We start from the raw sequence: 21249 nt of genomic DNA, 5'->3' as shown, positions 1-21249 counted from the left end.
GCCTCCGGGTACGAGGCCCCCACTGCGAGAGAGGCCAGGAGAGCGGTGAGCAATGCAGCTTTGCGAGGACGCACGAGAAACTCCGTTCTGTGGCGGATGACAGCGTGCCGCCGGACGCTCTTCCGGCATGCGCGCAACGCCTCGGCGGACACGTTTCACGGTGTCAGCGGCACGGCTCGGGCTGTGGATCTCCACCCACAGGGGTACGGGTGCCACCCGTTCAAGTGACCGCACCGCGACCGAACGGCCCTGGTGAACCCGGCCGGAGGGGGAGTGCCGCTACGCCCGCCGCAGCACGGGCGGAAGCCGCCCCCCTGCGCACGGACAGCGGCCCCATGGACGCCGGCGCGAACCGCGGCCACAGCACCGCGACGGGCCCCGGCTCCCCCGCTCATGAGGCTCGGCGGACGCCACCTGGCCGGTCTCATCGGCAGAGGGCCGGGGGGAAAGGAGGGACAGCGGGACCGAAGGAAGACGGACGGAAGACGGACAGCAGAACGTCGTCCTCGGAGAGGCACGTCAGAACGCAGCCCTCGAAGACGGAACCCACGGGTCGGTACCGGAGCCCGAGGGGGCCGTGTCTCGGGTGCTTGTCGTGTCGGATGACGGATCCGGCTTCGACGGCCCGCGTCGCGGCACGAAGCCGGCCGCCGCCTTCCGGCGCCGCGGGCAGCTCCCGGCCGTCGCCGCCTCGGTCGCCCAGCGGCCCGGTCGCACATCGGGCGCGAGAACCACCGCGGGCCCGCCGTTCCCGACCAGCGGGGCGTGAGGTCACCGGTGTGCGGCCGGGTACCGCGATCCTCCCCGTCCACCGGTGGAACGAGAGGCAGCACCTCTGGCAGCGGGCCGCGGACCTCGGTTCGCACGCCGCGTAGACCTGCGACCACCTGTCCTGGCGGTCCTTCCGGAGCGGCCCCTGGTTCGGTGTCCTGCCGACGCTCACCGCCGCCGCCACGGCCACCGCGCGGCTGCGCCTGGGCACCCTCGTGACCTTGGTCAGGCCTTGTTCACCTATCGCGGCCTGACCTGCGGGTCTGCTGGAAGAGGATCCGCGCGGGCGGCACCGGACCGGGGGCAGGACCCTGGTTCGCCCGATCGGTCACTTCGCCGGGCCGGTCAGCCGGGACGCGATGGGGCGACCACCAGTTCGGCGAGTTCCGTGGCGAGTTCCGGGGAGACGGGGGCGCCGGTGATGAGCAACCTGAAGTAGACCGGGCCGAGCAGCAGATCGACGGCCAGCTCCACATCGGCCGGCCGCAGCAGGCTCCGCTCTTCGGCACGTCGCAGCACCTGGCGGAGGACCTCGCGCCTCTCCCGCTCCACCTCACGCAGGGCGTCGGCGAGTTCGGGTGATCTTGGGAGTTCGCTGACCAGTCCGGCGATGACTCGGCCGAGTCCGGTGCGGGTGAGCAGGCGCATGGTGTTGGACAGCACGGTGACGAGGTCCGCCCGTGGGTCCGCCGTGTGCGGGGCTTCAGGGTTGGTCTGCGCGAAGGCGTCCCGGACCGCGGCCGCGATCAGCGCCGTGCGGTCCTTCCACCTCCGGTACACCGTGGGCCGTGAGACGCCCGCACGGCCGGCCACCGCGTCGACCGACACTCCGGCAGCCCCGCTCTCGGCCAGGAGCTCGACCGTGGCCTGCAGGATCCGTGCTGAGGCTTCGTCGCTGCGCGGCCGGCCCGGCGCGGGTCGTCGCTCACTCACCGGCCACCGGCCCCTGCGCGGCGACGGCCCTGTCGTAGGCGGCGAACCCGTCTTCCACCCCGATCACGATCTGCTTCACCTCGACGTACGGCACCGAGAACAGCTCGGTGTCCCGGACCGCCTCCCAGAACATGTAGTAGCCGGAGAGGTCCTCTGTCTCGACGAACAGGATGTCGCTGTAGTCGGCGCAGAACGCCTCCGTGTCGAACCAGCGCAGACGGACCTCCCCCGCGCGGGCGGCCAGGATCCTGACCGTTTCCCAGACACGGGCCCGCTCACCGCGCTCCAACCGGAGCCAGGCGGGCTGGAACTGCAGCATGTTCATCACCACGTACGTCACGATGCTCCCTCTCATGCGCGCATCGTGCGCGCCTCATGTGCGCGCACTCCTTACTTCCCCATGTCATTACAGTACAGTGCTGTAATTAAATCAGAACGAGCAGGAGGTAGACGTGTCCGGTACGCAACGAACGGGACTGGCCGTGATCACCGGCGGCACGGCGGGCGTCGGTCTGGCACTGGCACGACAGCTCGCAGGGCGCGGCGAGCGGGTCGTCGTCTGCGGTCGGGACCGGGAGCGGTTGGCCGCCGCCGACGCCCTTCCGGGGATCGAGGCCATCCGGTGCGACCTTTCCGTGGAGAGCGAGATCGTCTCCATGACGGAGCAGTTGCGCGCCAGGGGCGGCGTTCGACTGCTGGTCAACAACGCGGCAGTGCAGTTGGGCTACCGGCCGGCCGAGCGCGACCCCGTCGGCCTGCTGCGCGACATGGACACGGAGATCGGGACGAACCTGACCGGGCCGGTCAAGCTCACCTCGCTGGCCCTTCCACTGATGCTTCCCGGGAGTCTGATCGTCAACGTCACCTCGGCCCTGGCTCTGACCCCGAAGCGCGCCGCTCCTCTGTACTGCGCCACCAAGGCCGCACTGCGCAGCTACACCACCGCCCTGCGCTACCAGCTCACCGACGACGAGCGGGGCATACAGGTGACGGAGGCCATGCTGCCCCTCGTCGACACGGCCATGACCGCCGGCCGGGGCAGCGGCAAGATCAGTCCGGAGCGGGCCGCCGCGGACCTGCTGCGCGGCCTCGACCGCAATCGCCCCCTCGTCCGCGTCGGCAAGGCCCGCGCCTTGACGGTCCTGCACCGGCTGTCCCCCACGCTGGTGGCACGCTTGCTCCGGGACGGCTGACCGTGAGCAGAAGGCCGGACGGACGGACAGCCTCATCGGTCATGGCCCCACGCCCGCCTCCGCCCAGTGCACTCGTGACCTCGGTCAAGCCCCCTTCGTCTCTCGCGGCCCGACCCGCGCGTCGCCTCAGAGGCCGATGAGCCCGATCTGGCTGCAGCACAGTCGGAACACGTCGTCGAGGTCCTGCATGAGCATGGCCACCGGGCCTGGCCGACGGAGCGCCGGCTCGGTGACGGTGGCGTCGATCGCGCGTATGTGCCCGCGCAGACCGGCCGCGGCTCTCGCCGTCCCCTCCGTCACCGCTTCCGCCTCGACCCCGGGAGAGGACCCGGCCCGGTCGGGGGGGTTCGGCCGCCATCAGACGGAAGGACCGGAGCACCGCGAGCACGACCCGGTCCCACGAGATCCGGGCGGACAGCCTTGAGGAGTCCGGTACTGACCAGCTCGCGCAGACGGCCGCCGGGCCGGACAACGGCAGGTCCCGGAGCACCAGCGGACCCCATGACGCCACGGTGGCGGCCCCGGTCGCGACGCACCTGCTGCGCCGCGCTGAGGTACTGCTGACCGTCCTGCGGACTGCGCACAGCCCCACCGGAGTACCGGAGGGGCTGTGGCCGCACGGCAACGGCGGCGCCGTCGGCTCGTTCACCGCCGACGGCCTGGAGCGCAGCGCTCGCCGTGACCGTGCATGCCCCCGTCTGCCTGTGGCGGACCGGCGGTGTGCCGTGGGGGCCGGACTTCCGGAGGTCAACACTGCGAGCCGGCGCGAACCGCCCCACGGGCGGCCCGCCTCACCCCGCCGTCACCGTCGCACCAGCCTTCGTGCCGCCGTGGCCGAGGCGGGGCGGCCGTGTCCGAACAGGAGCCGGTTCGGGCCGTGTTCCAGTACCGCGCGTACGCTCGCGGTCACTTGCGCGGGGTCCTGGGCGAGGAAGGGCATACCGGGGCGGTCGCGCCGCAGCATTCCACCGGTCAGGAGGTCACCCAGGAGGGCGCTGCCGTCCGGGTGGTGGAGCAGAGTGATGGACCCGGGCGTGTGGCCGGGGGTGTGCAGCACGGTCAGCGGTGGGCCGTATGCGTCCAGTGTGGCACCGTCCTCAAGTACGAGATCCGGGGTGAACGCGGGGAACGCGGGGTTCAGGGTGCTTCGCAGTATGCGGCCGAACAGCCGCTGGGGTTCGTACAGCCGACTGGTTCCGGTGGTGGCCCAGTCAACTTCGGCCGAGTGCACCGCGACCGGTGCCCTGAGCTCGCGGCTCAGCTCGGCGGCGCCCCCCGCGTGATCGGGGTGGCAGTGGGTCAGGACGATCAGTGATATCCCGTCAGGGTCGACTCCGGCCCTGCCGAGGCGGCGCAGCAGCGTGCGGGCGGAGCCGGCCGGCCCGGCATCCACGAGCACTGTGCCGTGTTCCGCAAGGACGGCGTGCGCGGTGGACTGCTTCAGATGGATGCTGACGATGCCGTTCATGCCGGTCACACCATTTCTGCCGCGGTGCCCGAGGAGGGGCGAGTGGGTGCTGTGTGGATCGAGCCCAGGCAGTCCTCGATACGGGCGGCGTCCGGGGGGCCGACGTAGGCCAGGTGCTGGTCCGGGCGGACGAGGTAGGCCAGGGGCCCGCGGCCGTACAACCGGGCGGCTTGGCGGCCCCGGTCGAGTACTGCGGGCACGGCGTCGGCCGTGCCCCTCCGGACGGCTGGTCCCCACCGGGTGGTCAGTACCGTCCCGGTGAGCACGCCGTGCCAACGCCGGTACAGCTCGGCGAGTGACGCGTCCACCGGATCCGTGTCCGCCGTGGTGGTGAGCAGCAGCGTGCACGCGTCGGATGCCAGCAGGTCGTGCAGACGCGCAGAGCGGTTGGTGAGGCCGTCGAAGAGCAGTGGATCAGGGAGCCGGTCACCGGCCACCAGGGAGCTTCCACGACCGGGGATGTGCGGTGTACGGCGGTAGCTGTGGCCGAGCTGGGAGAACCGGCGGGCGAGGCCGTGCTGTGCCGGAGGCGTGTGCTGCAGCAGAGTCATCACCGCGTCGCGCAGGTGACGGCGTGCATCGTCACGCAGCAGCATGGCCGTGGCACCACGATGGGTGAACGCCACCACGTCCCGGGCGATCCGGTGCCGCTCGGGCTGGTAGGTGTCCAGCAAGGAGCCGGGGGACTGGCCGGTGACTACCGAGGCCAGCTTCCAGCCCAGGTTCATGGCGTCCCCGATGCCGAGATTCAGGCCCTGTCCGCCGAAAGGCGTGTGGACGTGAGCGGCGTCCCCGGCCAGGAACACCCGGCCGCTGCGGTAGCGGACGGCCTGCTTGTGGGCGAGGCGGAAGGTCCAGAACTCGTCGACCGACCGGATGGTGCCGGTGACGGCGGTCCGGCGGAGAGCCTGCTGCGCGTCAGCCAGACTGGGCTCGATCAGAGTGCCGTCGGCGGCATGGTTCTGGGTGTAGGCGAGCCGGTAGCGCCGCTCGCCGGGCAGCGGGAACACCCCGCAGATGCCGTCGGCGTCGGCGGAGAAGGTCATTTCATTGCGGGGCAGCGGCCAGTCGACAATCGCGTCGCACAGCACCCAGTCGTCGGCGTACGCGTCACCGGCGAAGGCTATGCCGAGCTGCGAACGGACCGTGCTGTGCGCGCCGTCGCAGCCGACCAGCCAGTCCGCCGTAATCATGTCGGTCCCGCCCTCCGGGGTCGCGACCGTGACCGTCACCCCGTCGTCGGTCTGCTCGACACGAGTGCAGGTGGTGTTGCGCTCGACCGAGATGCCCGCGTCGGCGAGATGATCGATGAGGACGTGCTCGGTGCGGGCCTGTGGGATATCCGTCATGTGCGGATAGGCCGTGTCGCGCAGAGTGCGGAAGTCCACCGCGATCCGGTCGCGATGGGCCGTGCGCAGCTGCAGGATGTCGACCCGCTGTCCCTCGGCCAGGACTCGGTCGGCTACCTCCAGGGTTCGCAGGTGTTCCAGGGTCCGGGCGTGCAGGGCTGCCGACTTGGTGGCCTCCAGCACTCCGGCGTGTTTGTCGACGATGCGTGCCATCACTCCGAAGCGGTTCAGCCGGGCAGCGAGGGCGAGCCCGGTCGGACCTGCCCCGACGATCAGTACCTGGGTGCGCTGCATCACACCTCCTAAAAAAAGGGGAGCGTTCGCTCTCTTTTATGGAGACTGGCTGCCAGGCAGGTTGTTGTCAAGAGCGAGTGCTCGCTTTAACGTGGGGGCGTGCCCCGAGTCAGCCCCGCATACCGCGCAGCCCGCCGCGACCACATCCTCGCGGCGGCCTCCACGTGCTTCGCTCGCGACGGCTTCCACCGCACGACCGTCCAGGACGTCATCGACGAGGCGGGTATGTCCCCCGGCGCGGTCTATCGGTACTTCCGCACCAAGGACGAGATCATCGCAGCGATCTCGCTCGACGCGACTGCCATGGTGGAGACGGCCGTACGCGATGCCCTGAGCACCCGTCAGCCGCTCTCCGAGCTCTTCGCAGACCTGCCCCGGACGCTCGCAGGCCTTGATCGCGCCGAGGACCGGTTCCGGCTGGCGGTCCAGGCCTGGAGCGAAGCACTGCGCAACCCCACGCTGTCCGCCGCGATGCAGCATGGCCTGCGAGGAGTACGCGACGCGTTGAGCGAGCGCATCGCGCATGGGCAGGCGGAGGGCGAAGTGGCTGCCGCGGTTCATCCCGCCGCGGCAGCCGGTGTCCTGCTGTCCCTGCTCCAGGGCTTCATCCTGCAGACGGCCTGGCAGCCGGAGCTGTCCGCCGATGTCTACGGCGACGCGGCGTCCGCCGTCATCGCGGGGCAGCTCTCCGGCGACTGCGCCGACTGATCGCACTCGGCGGCGTGGCTCGCTCCGCTCGCAGTCGAACCGGCGGCCCGCCGGAAGATGCGACGAACCGCCGGTCGATCATGGCGAACAGGTCAGTCGGCCGCCGGCTCCCTTACATGCGTCGGCAGTCACCGCATCACGGCCTGGAGTTCGCCGGTGCCGCATCCGAGAGGAATCCGCAGCGGCCTGGGGCCTGCCCGGGCGGCTTTCCGTACCTCGCACAGCAGTTGTTGGCCGGTATTCCGCGTATCGTCTGGGACATGCGTCTGAGCACTGTGATCCTCCCTGTCCACCGGTGGGGCAAAGGGCAAGAGACCTGGCGACGGGCCGAGGACCTCGGTTTCCATGCCGCGTACACCTACGACCACCTGTCGTGGCGGAGCTTCCGGGACGGGCCGTGGTTCGGGGCGGTCCCGACGCTGACGGCCGCAGCTCTGGTTACACAGAGTATGCGATTGGGCACCCTCGTCACCTCGCCCAACTTCCGGCACCCGGTGACGCTGGCCAAGGAGCTGATCTCGCTGGACGACATATCCGGCGGGCGTATCACTCTCGGCATCGGGGCCGGCGGCAACGGCTTCGACGCCACCGCCCTCGGCCAGGAGGCATGGACGCCGCGGGAGCGGGCGGACCGGTTCGCGGAGTTCACCGCACTGCTCGACCGGCTGCTGACGGAGGACGCCGTCTCACAGCGGGGCACGTTCTACTCCGCCGACGAGGCCCGGAACATCCCGGGCTGTGTCCAGCGCCCCCGGCTGCCCTTCGCCGTGGCGGCGACCGGACCGCGCGGTCTGAAGCTGGCCGCCCGACACGGCCAGGCCTGGGTGACGACGGGCGACCCGAAGCTGTTCGAGGAGGGCACCCCGGAGCAGTCGGTGGCGGCGATCCGCCGCCAGGCCGAGAAGCTCGGCGAGGCGTGCTCGGAGATCGGCCGGGACGCGGCCGGCCTCGACAGGATCCTGCTCACCGGGTTCACCCCGGACCGCAGCCGCCCGCTGGAGTCCCTGGACGCCTTCGTGGACTTCGCGGGACGCCACCGGGAACTCGGCTTCACCGAGATCGTGATCCACTGGCCGATCCCGGATTCCGACTTCGCCGCCGACCAAGCCGTGTTCGAGAAGATCGCCACCGAGGCCGCAGCCCAGCTCCGCTGAACCGGACACCACCGAGGCGGGGGTGGCAGCGTCGGGATCGCGCCGAAACGGGAACCGGCGCCGGTTCCCGGCCTTCGCCCCCGCCTCTCACATCACAACGGCTTCCTCCCGTTTCAGACGCATGAGGCCCCTGCTGTTCGTTCTCTTGATCGAGCGGCTCAAATGCGCATCCTTTCGCACGTCCGTGCACATTGCGGGGTGCCCTTGCGGGAGAATGAGCGCCGTGACCTCACCAACGACGACACCTCCTCCATGCCCCCGTCCTATGCCCCGCAGCCGTCCGCGACTGATCGCCACCGATCTTGACGGAACGCTTCTGCGCGACGACAAATCGGTGTCGTCCCGTACCGTCGCGGCGCTGGCCGCCGCCGAGCAGGCGGGAATCGAGGTCTTCTTCGTCACGGGCCGCCCCGCCCGCTGGATGGAACTCGTCAGCGAGCACGTCCACGGCCACGGCCTGGCGATCTGCTCCAACGGAGCCGCTGTCGTCGACCTCCACGACGGCGGCCGGATCACCGAGTGGCGCGCCCTGGAGCGACAGACCGCGCTGCACGTCGTCGACGCCCTCCGCAACGCGGCCCCGGGCGCGGCCTTCGCCATGGAGTACACCAACGGCTTCCACCACGAGCCGGACTACCCGCCCCTCCACTTCGACCCGGCCGTGACCATCGGCCCCGCGGAGAAGCTACTGGAGGAGGTGCAGGGCCAGGCCTCCGACGGGAGTGTGCACCTGCTCAAACTGCTGGCCTTCCACGGCACCCTCGCACCTGACGACTTCCTCGCCCTGGCCCGCGCGACCGCCGGTGAACACGCCGCCATCACCCGCTCCAGCCCGACCGCGCTGCTGGAGGCGAGCGGCCTGGGAGTGTCGAAAGCCAGCACGCTCGCCCTGTGCTGCGCCGAGCGCGGCATCTCGGCGGACGAGGTCGTGGCGTTCGGGGACATGCCCAACGACATCGAGATGCTCGCCTGGGCCGGTACGTCCTACGCGATGGGCAACGCGCACCCGGATGTCGTGGACGCCGCCTCCGGCCGTACGGTCGGCAACAACGAGGACGGTGTCGCCGCCGTCATCGAGGCCATCCTCAGCGACTACTGACGGCCGGCCCCCGACACGCGCCGGGGCCCGCTACCCGGCTCCCCGCAGCTCCACCCCGCGCTCCCGCAGCCATCGCACAGGGTCGACCCCCGACCCGAGATGCGGGGTGAGCCGCACCTCGAAGTGCAGGTGCGGTCCCGTCGAGTTGCCCGTCGTCCCCGCCTGCCCGATCGGCCGCCCCGCTGCGACGGCCTCACCCCGCTCCACGGCGGCCGAGGCCAGGTGCGCGTACTGCGAGTACCAGCCGTCCGCGTGCCGCACCACCACCTCGATCCCGAACGGGCCCCCGCACTTCACCGACTCGACCCGGCCCGCCCCGATGGACCGCACCGGCGTCCCGATGGCGACCGCGAAGTCCTGCCCGGTGTGCCGCCTCGCCCAGTGCGCGCCTGCCCGGTCGAAACCCGCCGACAGCGCGTACCCGTCCGCCTCCGCGACCGGAGCCACCCACGCACGCCCGGCAGTCGCAGTCTCCGGCTGGTCGAGCCGCACGGCGCCACGGCAGCGTCCGGCAGCCACACTGCGCGCGGCCTCCGCCTGAAGCTGCCACTGCGCCTGCTCCAGCCGCTTCTCCAGATCCTCCTTGACGAGGGCCAGCCGCGACTGCCGCAGCTCCAGATCCCGCCAGGCCGTCCGCGCCCGCCGTTCAACCGTCGTCAGCCGCCTCTCGGCCAGCTCCGACCGCTCCATCAGCCGGTCCACGACCTGATCGGCCTGGCGAGCGGAGTGCTCGGCCTGCAACGCGTCCTCCGCGTCCCGGGCCAGCAGCAGCCGCGCGGTCACCGCAAGCGACCCGCCCGCCCGGTACTGGGCACGGGCCACCTCACCGACCCGTGCGTGCAGCGCCCGCACTTCACGCCGCTGTACGGCCAGCTCCCTCTGGACCAGCCCGACCCGGATCTGCTGGGCGTCGGCCGCCCGACGTCCTTCCTCGTACGTCTCCGTCATCCGCGCCGCCTCAGTGAAGAGCAACGCGACCCGCGCGCTTATCGCAGGCCCGTCAGAGCCGGCCACCGGCCTTCCTGCGGCGGCAGTGGCAGGGGACAGCACGCCGAGCAGCGTGCTCAGGGCAAGGAACACGAAGCACGACGGGCACCGAAGGTGAGGGCGGAGCACCGTCGGATGGTGACCCCTCCGCCGGGACTTCTCGCGTACCCTGCGCCTCCCGTCGGCCCCGCACCCGCCGACCGGCCTACACCCGTACCGCCATCCGGCCCACACCGCCCACCGCCGCCAGGGCGGCCCTGGACCCCAGCAGCCCCTCGTCCGGTCGCGAAAACGGCTACCCGGCCTGTCCCACCACTGCGTCCGCCGCGTGTTCCCGCTCCAGCATGCGCCGCAGCGGCCCGTCGACCGCGGCGAGTTCGCCGTAGGAACCACGCTGGACGACCCGCCCCGCCTCCAGCACCACGACCTCGTCGACCGCGGCGATCCCCGCCAGCCGATGTGTGATCAGCACGGTGGTACGGCCCTGGGTGACCCGCAGCAGGTCCTCGGTGAGCGCGTCCGCGGTAGCCAGGTCCAGATGCTCGGCGGGCTCGTCCAGTACGAGCAGGGGAAAGTCCGCAAGCAGCGCCCGTGCCAGGGCAAGCCGTTGCCTCTGGCCCCCCGACAGCCGGGCCCCGTGCTCTCCGACCAGCGTGTCGAGCCCGTCCGGCAAGGCGTCCACCCAGTCCAGCAGCCGTGCTCCGGACAGCGCTCTGCGCAGGTCCTCGTCGCTCGCGTCGGTCCGCGCCAGACGCAGGTTCTCCCGGATCGAACTGTCGAACAGATGGGCGTCCTGGGCGCACAGTCCGACGAACCTCCGCACCGCGTCTCCGCCGAGCGCCTCCGCGTGCACCCCATCCGCGCCCAGCATGTATGTCCCCGCCTCAACGTCCATGAACCGCAGCAGCACCTGCGCCAGCGTGGTCTTGCCCGATCCGGACGCCCCCACGACGGCGACCCTCCGCCCCGCCTCCAGCCGCAGGTCGAACGCGTGCAGCGCGTCCCGCTCCTGCCCCGGGTGCCGGGCGCACACCCCGCGCAGCTCCAGCGGGAACGGCGACGCGGGCATCGGCTCCGGCCGCTCCGGCTCGTGTACGGGGACGGGGGCGTCGAGCACCTCGAAGACCCGCTCCGCGCTGCGCCGCACCCGCTGCCGGTACTGGACGGCGAGCGGCAGTCCCATGACGGCCTCGAACGCGGCGAGCGGGGTGAGCACGACAACGGCCAGCGCGACGCCGCCGAGCCGCCCGTCCCGCACCGCCTGCACGCCGACCAGCGCGGCAGCCGCCACCGTCAGCCCGGTGACCAGCACGGTGAGCCCGGCGCCGAGCCCCGTCGCGGCGGACTGGCGGGCCGCGATCCGGGTGAGCGCCCGGTCCGCCTCCTTCGCCCGGGCGATACGGCTCCGAAGCGCACCCGCAACGGTCAGCTCGGCGCACCCGTGCAACAGGTCCACGACACGGGCGGCCAGGGTGCCGCGCGCCGGCGCCAGCCGCTGCTCGGCCCGCCGGGACACGACACCGCCCAGAGCCGGGACGGCCACCCCGGCTGCCAGCAGTCCGGTCGCCAGCACCGCGCCCGCCTCGGGCAGCAGCCAGGCGGTGAACCCGACAGCACCCGCGCCCACCACGAGGGCGGTTCCGGCAGGCAACAGCCAGCGCAGCCAGTAGTCCTGAAGCGCGTCCACATCCGCGACCAGCCGGGACAACAGGTCACCGCGCCGCGTACGGCGCAGCCCCGCAGGGGCGATCCCTTCCAGGCGCCGATACACAGCGACCCGCAGCTCGGCCAGCATGCGCAGCACCGCGTCATGCGAGACCAGGCGCTCGGCATACCGGAACACAGCCCGCCCGATGCCGAACGCTCTGGTGGCCGTCACCGCCACCATCAGGTGCAGGACCGGCGGCTGTTCGGACGCCCGGGAGATCAGCCATCCGGACACGGCCATGAGCCCCACGGCCGACCCGAGCGCCAGGCTCCCGAACAGCAGCCCCAGCGCCAGCCGCCCCCGCAGTTCCCCAGCCGACGCCCGCACCCGGGACAGCACCCGGCCGTCTACCGGCCGCGCTTCAGGCCCCACAACCACAGATCCGGCACCGGCACCGGCGGCCTCCGCCGGATGAGCGGTACCGCGCAGCCCGCCCACGACCCCGAAGGCGTCATCGACCATGTGGGCACCGACGGACGAGTCGACCTGCACGGGCTTCCCCGGCCCGGCCTCGGGGGCCGTCCCTGTTTCGGCGGCCTGCTCCATCACCGGCTCGGGCACCGCCCCAAGCGTGACCACCCGGTCCGCGACCGCCAGCAGGGCCGGGCGGTGGACGACCAGGAGGACGGTCCGCCCGGCGGCCAACCGCCGCACCGCGTCCACCACGGCCGCCTCGGTGGCACCGTCCAGCGCGGCTGTCGGCTCGTCCAGCAGCAGGACCGGCCGGTCGGCCAGGAACGCCCGGGCCAGGGCGAGCCGTTGCCGCTGCCCGGCCGAGAGTCCGGTGCCGTCTTCGCCCAGCACCGTGTCGGCACCGTCCGGCAGTTCGGCCACGAATTCGGCGCCGGCGTCCCGCAGCGCCCGGCTCACAGCGGCATCGTCGGCATCCGGCCGGGCCAGGCGGACGTTCTCCGCGATGGTCCCGGCGAACAGATACGGCCGCTGCGGCACCCATGCGAGCTGTTCCCGCCACCACTCCAGATCCAGCGAGGCGAGTGCGACATCCCCCACCCGTACACCGCCGCTCTCAGGGACGGCGAAGCCCAGCACCACATCGAGCAGGGTCGACTTGCCCACGCCGCTCGGTCCGACCAGAGCGACCGTCTCGCCCGGCTCGACCACCAGCGACGCCCGGTCCAGGGACGGCTCCGCGCGTCCCTCATGGCGTACCGTCACCCGGTCCAGTTCGATCCGTAGCGTTTCACGTGAAACACCGCCCCGCTCAGGCCCGGCTTGCGAGTGTGCTGGCTCCCCCGAGCCGCCCCGCCCGTGCCCTGCCTCCAGGACGGCGAAGACCTCCTCCGCTGCCGACAGTCCTTCCGCGGCCGCGTGGTACTGCGTACCCACCTGCCGTAGCGGCAGATACGCCTCGGGAGCCAGGATCAGGATGACCAGCCCGGTGTACAGATCCAGGTCGCCATGGACCAGCCGCATGCCGATCCCGACGGCGACCAGTGCCACCGACAGTGTCGACAGCAGCTCCAGTGCGAACGACGACAGGAACGCGATCCGCAGCGAGCGCAGAGTGGCCTGCCGGTACTCGGAGGTGATCGCGCGGATCGACGCCGCCTGCGCCTTCGCACGGCCGAAGATCTTCAGCGTCGGCAGCCCCGCCACGACATCGAGGAAGTGGCCGGACAGCCGGGACAGCAGCTTCCATTGCCGGTCCATCCGAGCCTGGGTGGCCCAGCCGATCAGCACCATGAAGACCGGAATCAGCGGCAGGGTGACGACGATGATCGCCGCAGAGACCCAGTCCTCCGTGACGATTCGCGCGAGAACGGCGACCGGGACGACCACCGCGAGTCCCAGCTGCGGCAGGTAGCGGGCGAAGTAGTCGTCCAGCGCGTCCACACCCCGAGTGGCGAGCGCCACCAGCGACCCGGTCTTCTGGCCGCTCAGCCAGCCGGGCCCCAGCCTCGCCGCCCGCTCCAGCAACCGCCCCCGCAGCTCGGACTTCACGGCTGCGCTCGCCCGGTGCGCGGCCAGTTCGGTGAGCCAGGAGACCAGGGCCCGCCCGACGGCGACCGCCGTCAGCAACGCGAGGGGCGTACCGAGCGCGGAGACGTCCATCCCACGCTCGAATGCCCCCACGACCACCTCGGCGATAAGCATCGCCTGACCGATGACCAGCGCTGCCCCGAGCAGTCCGAGCAGCACCACCGCCATGAGGAAGAGGCGCGTGGCACGGGCGTACCGGAGCAGACGCGGGTCGATCGGTTTCACGTGAAACATCCCCTGCCAGTGAGGCCTCAGTGCGCGGCGTCCGCGATGTGCTGCGTGCCGATGCGCTTGCGGAACACCCAGTAGGTCCAGCCCTGATACAGCAGCACCAGCGGAGTGGCGATCACGGCACACCAAGTCATGATCTTCAGGGTGTACGGGCTGGAGGACGCGTTGGTCACCGTCAGGCTCCAGTCCGGGTTCAGCGAGGACGGCATGACGTTCGGGAAGAGTGTGAGGAACAGCATCGCCACCGCAGCGGCGATCGTCACCCCTGACAGGGCGAACGACCAGCCCTCACGCCCCGCCTTGATGGCCCCGACCGCCCCGACCAGCGCGAGCACGGCGACCGCCATGGCGACCAGACTGATTCCGTCGCCGCGCGACACCTGGGTCCATGTGAGGAAGCCCAGTGCGAGCGCGGCGGTGACCAGCCCGAGGGCGAAGGCCAGCTTCCGGGCCCGCTCCCGGATGTCGCCCACCGTCTTGAGGGCGGCGAACACGGTCCCGTGGAAGGTGAACAGTGTCAGTGTGACGAGGCCGCCGAGCAGCGCGTACGGGTTGAGCAGGTCGACGAGACCGCCGACGTACTCCTTCGACGCGTCGATCTTCACGCCTCGGACGATGTTCCCGAAGGCCACGCCCCACAGCACGGCGGGGATGAGGGAGGTCCAGAAGATCGCGTGCTCCCAGTTGCTCTGCCAGCGTGGTTCGGGCCGCTTGGCCCGGTACTCGAAGGCGACGCCACGCACGATCAGGCAGAGCAGGATGAGCAGCAGCGGCAGGTAGAAGCCGGAGAAGAGAGTGGCGTACCAGTCGGGGAAGGCCGCGAAGGTGGCGCCGCCGGCGGTGAGCAGCCAGACCTCGTTGCCGTCCCAGACGGGTCCGATGGTGTTGATGAGGACCCGCTTCTCGGACCGGTCGCGGGCGAGCAGCCTGGTCAGGACGCCGATCCCGAAGTCGAACCCTTCGAGGAAGAAGTAGCCGGTCCAGAGGACGGCGATAAGGACGAACCAGATGTCGTGGAGTTCCATGTTGCGTCTCCCCTCCCTCAGTACGAGAAGGCCATGGGCCGGTCGGGGTCTCGGTCGTTTCCGCCGATCTTGGTGGGCGGGTTGAGGTCGGCCTCGGCGAGTTCGGGCGGTCCGGCCTTGACGTACTTGACCAGCAACTTGACCTCGATCACGGCGAGGATCGCGTAGAGCAGCGTGAAGGCGATCATCGAGGTGAGAACCTCGCCCTGAGTGACACCGGGGGAGACGGCGTCACGGGTGCGCATGACACCGTAGACGACCCACGGCTGGCGGCCCATCTCGGTGAAGATCCAGCCCCAGGAGTTGGCGATCAGCGGGAAGGCCAGCGTCCACAGGGCCACCCACCAGTAGAGCTTGGTGAGCTTGGGGCTGAGCGGCTTCTGGAAGAGGACCAGATGCGGCACCTCCTCCTCGCCCACCCGGTGGACCGGTGGCAGCAGGAACCTCTTGCGGGTCAGCCACAGGCCGAGCAGGCCGAGCCCGAAGGAGGCCATGCCGAAGCCGATCATCCAGCGGAAGGCCCAGTAGGTGACCGGGATGTTGGGCCGGTAGTCACCGGGCCCGAACTGTTCCTCCAGGGCCTCGTTGGTGTCGTTGATGCCGGGGACCTCTGAGGTGAAGTCGTCGTTGGCCAGGAAGGACAGCAGGCCCGGGATCTCGATGGCGACCTTGTTGTGGCCCTTGTCCACGTCTCCGTACGCGAAGACAGAGAAGGGGGCGGGGGCCTCGCTGTCCCACAGCGCTTCCGCCGCCGCCATCTTCATGGGCTGCTGCTGGAACATGACCTTGCCGAGCACATCGCCGCTGAGCGCGGTCATCATGCCCGCGATGACGACGGTGACCAGGCCCAGCCGCAGCGAGGTCTTCATCACCGGGATGTGCTTCCTGCGCGCCAGGTGGAAGGCGGCGATGCCGACCATGAACGCCCCGCCGGTCAGGAAGGCCGCGGACAGGGTGTGGAAGACCTGGGTCAGGGTGGTGTTCTGGGTCAGTACCAGCCAGAAGTCGGTGAGTTCGGCGCGGCCGTTCTCCTCGTTGATCCGGTAGCCGACCGGGTGCTGCATCCAGGAGTTGGCGGCCAGGATGAAGTACGCGGACAGGATGGTGCCGATCGAGACCATCCAGATGCAGGCCAGATGGATCCGTTTGGGCAGCTTGTCCCAGCCGAAGATCCACAGACCGATGAAGGTGGACTCGAAGAAGAAGGCGATCAGCGCCTCGAAGGCGAGCGGTGCGCCAAAGACGTCACCGACGAAGCGGGAGTAGTCCGACCAGTTCATGCCGAACTGGAACTCCTGCACGATGCCGGTGACGACACCCATGGCGATGTTGATCAGGAAGAGCTTGCCCCAGAACTTGGTCGCTCGGAGGTACTTCTCCTTGCCGGTGCGCACCCAGGCCGTCTGAAGACCGGCGGTGAGGGCGGCGAGTGAGATGGTCAGGGGGACGAAGAGGAAGTGGTAGACGGTGGTGATACCGAACTGCCACCGCGCCAGAGTCTCTGGCGCCAGAGCCAGGTCCACGACGATCTTCTCCTTACGGGCTGCACGGGCTGCCGCCCTGGCTTGCACCCCGGCCTCGCGGGCCGCGGCCTTGCATGCTTGTGAATGTGTTCACAAGCACAAGCAATTATGACTGACACTGAATCCATAGCGAGCGGCGGGGGGTCCCTTCAAACGGGAGAGGGGTCCCCCGGAGGACGCCACTGGTCCCCTCTTCCGAAGAGCTTCAACATAATGTTGAATTCGGCCATGCTGATCCGCATCTCCTGGCCTGCGGGCCATACGACCGCGACCATCGAAGAAACCCCCACGAGCAAGGCGCTCGCAGGGGTTCTTCCCATCACCTCCACCGCCCGGACCTGGGGCGAGGAGGTCTATTTCGAGACTCCGGTCTCCGCCGCACTGGAGGCGGACGCCCGCCAGGTGGTGGAGGCGGGCACAGTGGCGTTCTGGACCGAGGGCGACGCCCTGGCGCTGCCGTACGGACCGACGCCGGCCTCACACGGCGAGGAGTCCCGGCTCGCGAGCCCATGCAACATCCTGGGAGAGCTTGAGGACGACCCACGCCTCCTGGCCACGGTCCGCGACGGCGACCCGATCCGGGTGGAACACGTCACCGACTGACGCACACCCAGGACCGGAGCCGCTCAGAACTTCTCCTTGTAGAAGGTCTCGGCGGTCCGCAGGAACAGATCGTTGGCCTCGGTCTCACCGATCGTGACCCGGGCACCCTCACCTGCGAACGGCCGGATCACCACACCGGCCGCCTCACACACGGCGGCGAACTCCATGGTCCGCTCGCCCAGCGCCATCCACACGAAGTTGGCCTGGGTCTCAGGCACCTTCCACCCCTGGGCCGCCAGCGCCTCGCACACCCGCGAGCGCTCGCACACCAGCGAACCGACCCGGCCCAGCAGTTCGTCCTCCGCGCGCAGGGAGGCCACCGCCGCGTCCTGCGCCAGCTGGCTCACCCCGAACGGCACCGCCGTCTTGCGCAGAGCCGCCGCCACCGGCTCATGCGCGATCGCGAAGCCTACCCGCAGGCCGGCGAGGCCGTACGCCTTGGAGAAGGTGCGCAGCACCGCCACGTTCGGCCGGTCCCGGTAGATCTCGATGCCGTTCGGCACCTGATCGTCCCGGATGAACTCGATGTATGCCTCGTCCAGCACGACCAGGACATCGTTCGGCACCCGGTCGAGGAAGCGCTCGAGCTCGGCCCGGCGCACCACCGTGCCAGTCGGATTATTCGGATTGCAGACGAAAATAAGTCGAGTTCGGTCAGTGATCGCGGCGGCCATCGCGTCCAGGTCGTGGACCGCGCCCGGGGTCAGTGGAACCTTGACCGCGGTGGCCCCGCTGATCCGAGTGATGATCGGGTACGCCTCGAAGGACCGCCAGGCGAACATCACCTCGTCACCCGGACCGGCGGTGGACTGCACCAGGGACTGGGCGACACCCACGGACCCGGTACCGGTCGCGATATGCGTCACCGGCACCCCGAAACGCTCGGACAGCTCGTTCATCAGCCCGGTGCAGGCCATGTCCGGGTAACGGTTGAAGCCGTGCGCGGCGGCCAGGGCGCTCTCCAGCACCCCGGGCAGCGGCGGATACGGGTTCTCGTTGGAGGACAGCTTGTACGCGACCGGGCCGTCGGCAGCCGCCGGCTTGCCCGGCTTGTACGTGGGGATGTCGTCCAGCACGGCGCGCAGCTTGGGGCTGGTCTCGCTCACTGTGTGGTCCTCCTCGACCGTATGTACCAACCGACTACTGCACACCTTATGAGGATTCCGCTTCCGTGCGAATGGCCGACCGGAAGTTCGGTCTGCTCATCCGGGACCCCGTCCCCGATTGATCCGGGACATCGGCCGCGCCGGAGACGGTCCGGGCCGCCCCAGGGGGAGCGCACGCGAAATCGTCGCGCGCCGGTGGCTCGCGCCGTGGCGCGCATCCCCCGTGGGGGTGAGTTGCAGACTCTTCGAAACCTCGTCCAGAGACCGGGCCCGCGCATGAGGACCACTGGCTGACTGCCGTAGGATCCCCCAACTTACTTGGGATTCCATACGTTTGACCGGGCTCGACCATGCAGAAACGTGCCTGTCAACAAGTGAATATGCGACCGTCCCACCCCGCGCCGGTCGCCCTACTATCGGCTCGCCATGACAGCAGCAGGGAAGCACCAGGTGAGCCGGGCACAGGCCCGGAGCAGCCGGCAGGGGCGCGCGGGCATCCGGGACGTGGCCGCCGCGGCGGGCGTCTCCATCACGACCGTGTCAGACGCGCTCAACGGCAAGGGCAGGCTCCCGGACACCACCCGCCGCCATGTCCGTGAGGTCGCGGACCGGCTCGGCTACCGGCCCTCGGCAGCGGCGCGCACCCTCCGTACCGGCAAATCCGGCCTCATCGGCCTGACCGTGACGACGTACGGGGATGAACCTTTCACCTTCACCGAGTTCGCCTACTTCGCGGAGATGGCCCGGGCGGCCACCTCCGCCGCTCTCGCCCGCGGGTACGCCCTGGTGATCCTGCCGGCGACCTCGCGGCGCAGCCCGGCCGACATCTGGTCGAACGTCGCCCTGGACGGCACGGTCGTCATCGATCCGTCGGACCACGACCCGGTCGTGACCGAGCTGGTCCGGCAGGGCCTGCCCGTCGTCTCCGACGGCAGGCCGGCCGGGACCCTGCCGGTCACCGCCTGGGTGGACAACGACCACGAGGCCGCCGTGCTCGGCCTGCTGGACCACCTGGCGGAGGCCGGGGCCCGCAGGATCGGGCTCCTCACCGGCACCTCCACCGACACGTACACACGCCTCTCCACCGAGGCGTACCTGAACTGGTGCAAGCGGGTCGGACAGGACCCGGTGTACGAGGCGTACCCGGCCCACGACCCGTGTGCAGGCGCGGTGGCCGCCGACCGGTTGCTGGCCCGGCCGGACCGGCCGGACGCGGTGTACGGGCTGTTCGACCCGAACGGCACGGACCTGCTGGCGGCAGCACGGCGGTACGGGCTGCGCGTCCCGGACGACCTGCTGCTGGTCTGCTGCAGCGAGTCCACCGTGTACGCGAGCACCGAGCCGCCCATCACCACGCTGTCGCTCAAGCCGCGCCGGATCGGCACGGCGGTCGTCCAGCTGCTGATCGACGCGATCGAGGGCATCGACAGTGACCGGCCGGTGCAGCAGGTGATACCGACCGACCTGATCGTGCGGACGTCGTCCCAGCGCAGGCCGCCCCGCACCACGGTCAGCCCGCCCCGCTCACCACGCCACCCCTGACACGCTCGCGCCCCGGCGTTCCTCCTCTCACACCGGACGGGCTGAGATCCAGCCCCATCCGGCCGGGCGGAACCCGGCGTCAACCCTGGGCGAACACCAGTGGAACACCGGTGCAACACCTGGCACCGATCCGTCCGGTTTCCGCTCCGCCCCGAGCGAGACCTTCCCAATTGGGGCAAAACAACCGGTGAACCGAGCGTGCTCGCCGATTCACCACCCCTGGTGCGTCACAGAGCACAAGGCTCATTCCTATGATGGGCGCACGACACCGCGGGCCGCCCCGACCAGGCCGGTCCGCGAGGTGTAGGGCGTCGCGACGGTGGTGGAGGGGTCGATGACTCAGGGGGCCGGTCAGGGACCCGTGGTGCGGACGGCGACGTTGCGCGACTTCCGCGTACCTCCGTACGCCCAGGTGCCGGTACAGGGCGGTCAGTCCGCCGACGATCATCCCGGCAATGCGCTGCCTGAAGGGGATCACCCGGACGGGTACACCCCGACCGAGCGGGACCTGCCGGTGATCAACCGCGGTGACACCCTCCAGGTGGCGGTGACCCCGCCCCCGGAGCCCGACGCCGACCCCACTGCCGACGGGGGGCACGCTCCCGGCCCGCTGTACGTCGTCGGAGACGTCCACGGCTACCTCGACGAACTGGTCGTCGCCCTGCGCGAACAGGGCCTCGTCGACGCCGACGGGCGCTGGGCGGCCGGCAACACCCGCCTGTGGTTCCTGGGCGACTTCACCGACCGCGGCCCCGACGGCATCGGCGTCATCGACCTGGTCATGCGGCTGTCCGCCGAGGCCGCCGCAGCTGGCGGTTACTGCAAGGCCCTGATGGGCAATCACGAGCTGTTGCTGCTCGGCGCCAAACGGTTCGGGGACGCCCCCGTCAACTCCGGTGCGGGCACCGCCACCTTCCAGGCGGCCTGGCTGCTCAACGGCGGCCAGAAGAACGACATGGACCGCCTCCAGGATGTCCACCTCCAGTGGATGTCCCGCCTCGACGCGGTCGCCGTGCAGGACGATTACCTCCTCCTGCACTCCGACACCACCGCCTACCTGGAATACGGCGGCACCATCGAGGACGTCAACGACACCGTCCACGAGATCCTCAACCGCAACGACGCCGACGAGTGCTGGGACCTGTTCCGCAAGTTCACCAAGCGGTTCGCGTTCCGCGACGAGGGCGGCTCCACCGCCGTGCGGGAGCTGCTCGAGGCCTACGGCGGGCAGCGCGTCGTCCATGGGCACAGCCCCATCCCGTACCTCCTCGGTGAGGTCGGCACGGAGGACGGTCCCGACGGCGAGGGCGGCGGACCCGCGGTGAACGGCCCGCATGTGTACGCGGACGGGCTGGCCATCGCCATGGACGGCGGCGTGACCATGGCCGGAAAGCTGCTGGTCCGGCAGCTCCCGCTACATGACTGAGCGCATCCGGGGAAGGCGAATTCCCGGAACCCTCTGTCACCGCTCACCGTGACGGCTCTACCATCAGCGTGCCCAACTGCCGTTGTTGCGCGGGCGTACAACGCCCCACGGGAGTATCGGGGGATCGC

Annotated in this window: 17 protein-coding genes and 1 pseudogene; 8 read left to right on the top strand and 10 right to left on the bottom strand. The window is 70.4% G+C overall.

What is annotated here, in order from left to right:
* Positions 1 to 779 precede the first annotated feature (779 nt).
* A pseudogene (locus tag I3F58_RS04530) lies at positions 780 to 992 on the top strand (LLM class flavin-dependent oxidoreductase); the annotation flags it as partial.
* Between the two features lie 124 nt (positions 993 to 1116).
* Here I3F58_RS04530 and I3F58_RS04525 read toward each other — a convergent pair.
* Both I3F58_RS04525 and I3F58_RS04520 read right to left on the bottom strand, forming a co-directional pair.
* The gene (locus tag I3F58_RS04525) at positions 1117 to 1704 is read right to left on the bottom strand and encodes a TetR/AcrR family transcriptional regulator (RefSeq protein WP_240106861.1); all 588 of its coding nucleotides are present in this window, start codon (positions 1702 to 1704) and stop codon (positions 1117 to 1119) included.
* Complete coding sequence (locus I3F58_RS04520) at positions 1697 to 2059, bottom strand: darcynin family protein (protein ID WP_240106860.1); 363 nt, start codon at positions 2057 to 2059, stop codon at positions 1697 to 1699. The genes I3F58_RS04525 and I3F58_RS04520 overlap by 8 nt, the downstream gene beginning before the upstream one ends.
* 97 nt (positions 2060 to 2156) lie before the next feature.
* On the opposite strand from I3F58_RS04520, the gene I3F58_RS04515 reads away from it, so the two are divergent.
* Positions 2157 to 2897 carry an SDR family oxidoreductase gene (locus I3F58_RS04515; protein WP_240106859.1) on the top strand — a complete coding sequence of 247 codons (741 nt, stop codon included), beginning with the start codon at positions 2157 to 2159 and terminating at the stop codon, positions 2895 to 2897.
* 126 nt (positions 2898 to 3023) lie between these two features.
* Here I3F58_RS04515 and I3F58_RS29570 read toward each other — a convergent pair whose 3' ends face one another.
* The 3 genes from I3F58_RS29570 to I3F58_RS04500 all read right to left on the bottom strand — a co-directional run bounded on the left by I3F58_RS29570 (position 3024) and on the right by I3F58_RS04500 (position 6008).
* Positions 3024 to 3197: a hypothetical protein gene (locus tag I3F58_RS29570; RefSeq protein WP_308354948.1), complete on the bottom strand. Its 174-nt coding sequence runs from the start codon at positions 3195 to 3197 to the stop codon at positions 3024 to 3026.
* A 502-nt stretch (positions 3198 to 3699) separates the two neighbouring features.
* The gene (locus tag I3F58_RS04505) at positions 3700 to 4365 is read right to left on the bottom strand and encodes an MBL fold metallo-hydrolase (RefSeq protein WP_240106858.1); all 666 of its coding nucleotides are present in this window, start codon (positions 4363 to 4365) and stop codon (positions 3700 to 3702) included.
* Positions 4366 to 4370: 5 nt separating this feature from the next.
* Positions 4371 to 6008: an FAD-dependent monooxygenase gene (locus I3F58_RS04500; protein ID WP_240106857.1), complete on the bottom strand. Its 1638-nt coding sequence runs from the start codon at positions 6006 to 6008 to the stop codon at positions 4371 to 4373.
* 99 nt (positions 6009 to 6107) lie between these two features.
* Between I3F58_RS04500 and I3F58_RS04495 the strand changes: the two genes are divergently transcribed.
* The 3 genes from I3F58_RS04495 (at position 6108) to I3F58_RS04485 (ending at position 8969) form a co-directional block, all read left to right on the top strand.
* Positions 6108 to 6716 carry a TetR/AcrR family transcriptional regulator gene (locus tag I3F58_RS04495; protein WP_240106856.1) on the top strand — a complete coding sequence of 203 codons (609 nt, stop codon included), beginning with the start codon at positions 6108 to 6110 and terminating at the stop codon, positions 6714 to 6716.
* Positions 6717 to 6976: 260 nt separating this feature from the next.
* A complete protein-coding gene (locus I3F58_RS04490; RefSeq protein WP_240106855.1) occupies positions 6977 to 7870 on the top strand; it encodes an LLM class flavin-dependent oxidoreductase in 894 nt (297 codons plus the stop codon).
* A gap of 265 nt (positions 7871 to 8135) precedes the next feature.
* Positions 8136 to 8969 carry a Cof-type HAD-IIB family hydrolase gene (locus I3F58_RS04485; protein ID WP_240106854.1) on the top strand — a complete coding sequence of 278 codons (834 nt, stop codon included), beginning with the start codon at positions 8136 to 8138 and terminating at the stop codon, positions 8967 to 8969.
* A gap of 30 nt (positions 8970 to 8999) precedes the next feature.
* On the opposite strand, the gene I3F58_RS04480 is transcribed toward I3F58_RS04485, so the two are convergent.
* The 4 genes from I3F58_RS04480 to I3F58_RS04465 all read right to left on the bottom strand — a co-directional run bounded on the left by I3F58_RS04480 (position 9000) and on the right by I3F58_RS04465 (position 16444).
* Positions 9000 to 9917 carry a M23 family metallopeptidase gene (locus I3F58_RS04480; protein WP_240106853.1) on the bottom strand — a complete coding sequence of 306 codons (918 nt, stop codon included), beginning with the start codon at positions 9915 to 9917 and terminating at the stop codon, positions 9000 to 9002.
* Positions 9918 to 10251: 334 nt separating this feature from the next.
* Positions 10252 to 13890 (bottom strand): thiol reductant ABC exporter subunit CydD, encoded by a 3639-nt coding sequence (gene cydD, locus I3F58_RS04475; RefSeq protein WP_240106852.1) that lies wholly within the window; start codon positions 13888 to 13890, stop codon positions 10252 to 10254.
* Between the two features lie 26 nt (positions 13891 to 13916).
* Entirely contained in the window at positions 13917 to 14921 is a 1005-nt protein-coding gene (gene cydB, locus I3F58_RS04470) for a cytochrome d ubiquinol oxidase subunit II (RefSeq protein ID WP_240106851.1), read from the bottom strand.
* Between the two features lie 17 nt (positions 14922 to 14938).
* Complete coding sequence (locus I3F58_RS04465; protein ID WP_240106850.1) at positions 14939 to 16444, bottom strand: cytochrome ubiquinol oxidase subunit I; 1506 nt, start codon at positions 16442 to 16444, stop codon at positions 14939 to 14941.
* A gap of 228 nt (positions 16445 to 16672) precedes the next feature.
* Between I3F58_RS04465 and I3F58_RS04460 the strand changes: the two genes are divergently transcribed.
* Positions 16673 to 17047 carry a cyclophilin-like fold protein gene (locus I3F58_RS04460; protein ID WP_240106849.1) on the top strand — a complete coding sequence of 125 codons (375 nt, stop codon included), beginning with the start codon at positions 16673 to 16675 and terminating at the stop codon, positions 17045 to 17047.
* A 23-nt stretch (positions 17048 to 17070) separates the two neighbouring features.
* Here I3F58_RS04460 and hisC read toward each other — a convergent pair whose 3' ends face one another.
* Positions 17071 to 18153: a histidinol-phosphate transaminase gene (gene hisC / locus I3F58_RS04455; RefSeq protein ID WP_240106848.1), complete on the bottom strand. Its 1083-nt coding sequence runs from the start codon at positions 18151 to 18153 to the stop codon at positions 17071 to 17073.
* Between the two features lie 426 nt (positions 18154 to 18579).
* On the opposite strand from hisC, the gene I3F58_RS04450 reads away from it, so the two are divergent.
* Complete coding sequence (locus I3F58_RS04450) at positions 18580 to 19695, top strand: LacI family DNA-binding transcriptional regulator (protein WP_240106847.1); 1116 nt, start codon at positions 18580 to 18582, stop codon at positions 19693 to 19695.
* 334 nt (positions 19696 to 20029) lie between these two features.
* Positions 20030 to 21121: a metallophosphoesterase gene (locus I3F58_RS04445; RefSeq protein WP_240106846.1), complete on the top strand. Its 1092-nt coding sequence runs from the start codon at positions 20030 to 20032 to the stop codon at positions 21119 to 21121.
* Positions 21122 to 21249 lie beyond the last annotated feature (128 nt).

This window comes from Streptomyces sp. MUM 203J (assembly GCF_022414595.1).
GTDB lineage: Bacteria > Actinomycetota > Actinomycetes > Streptomycetales > Streptomycetaceae > Streptomyces.
The sequence above is the reverse complement of the archived record's forward strand: the minus strand, read 5'-3'. Positions and strand labels throughout refer to the sequence as shown.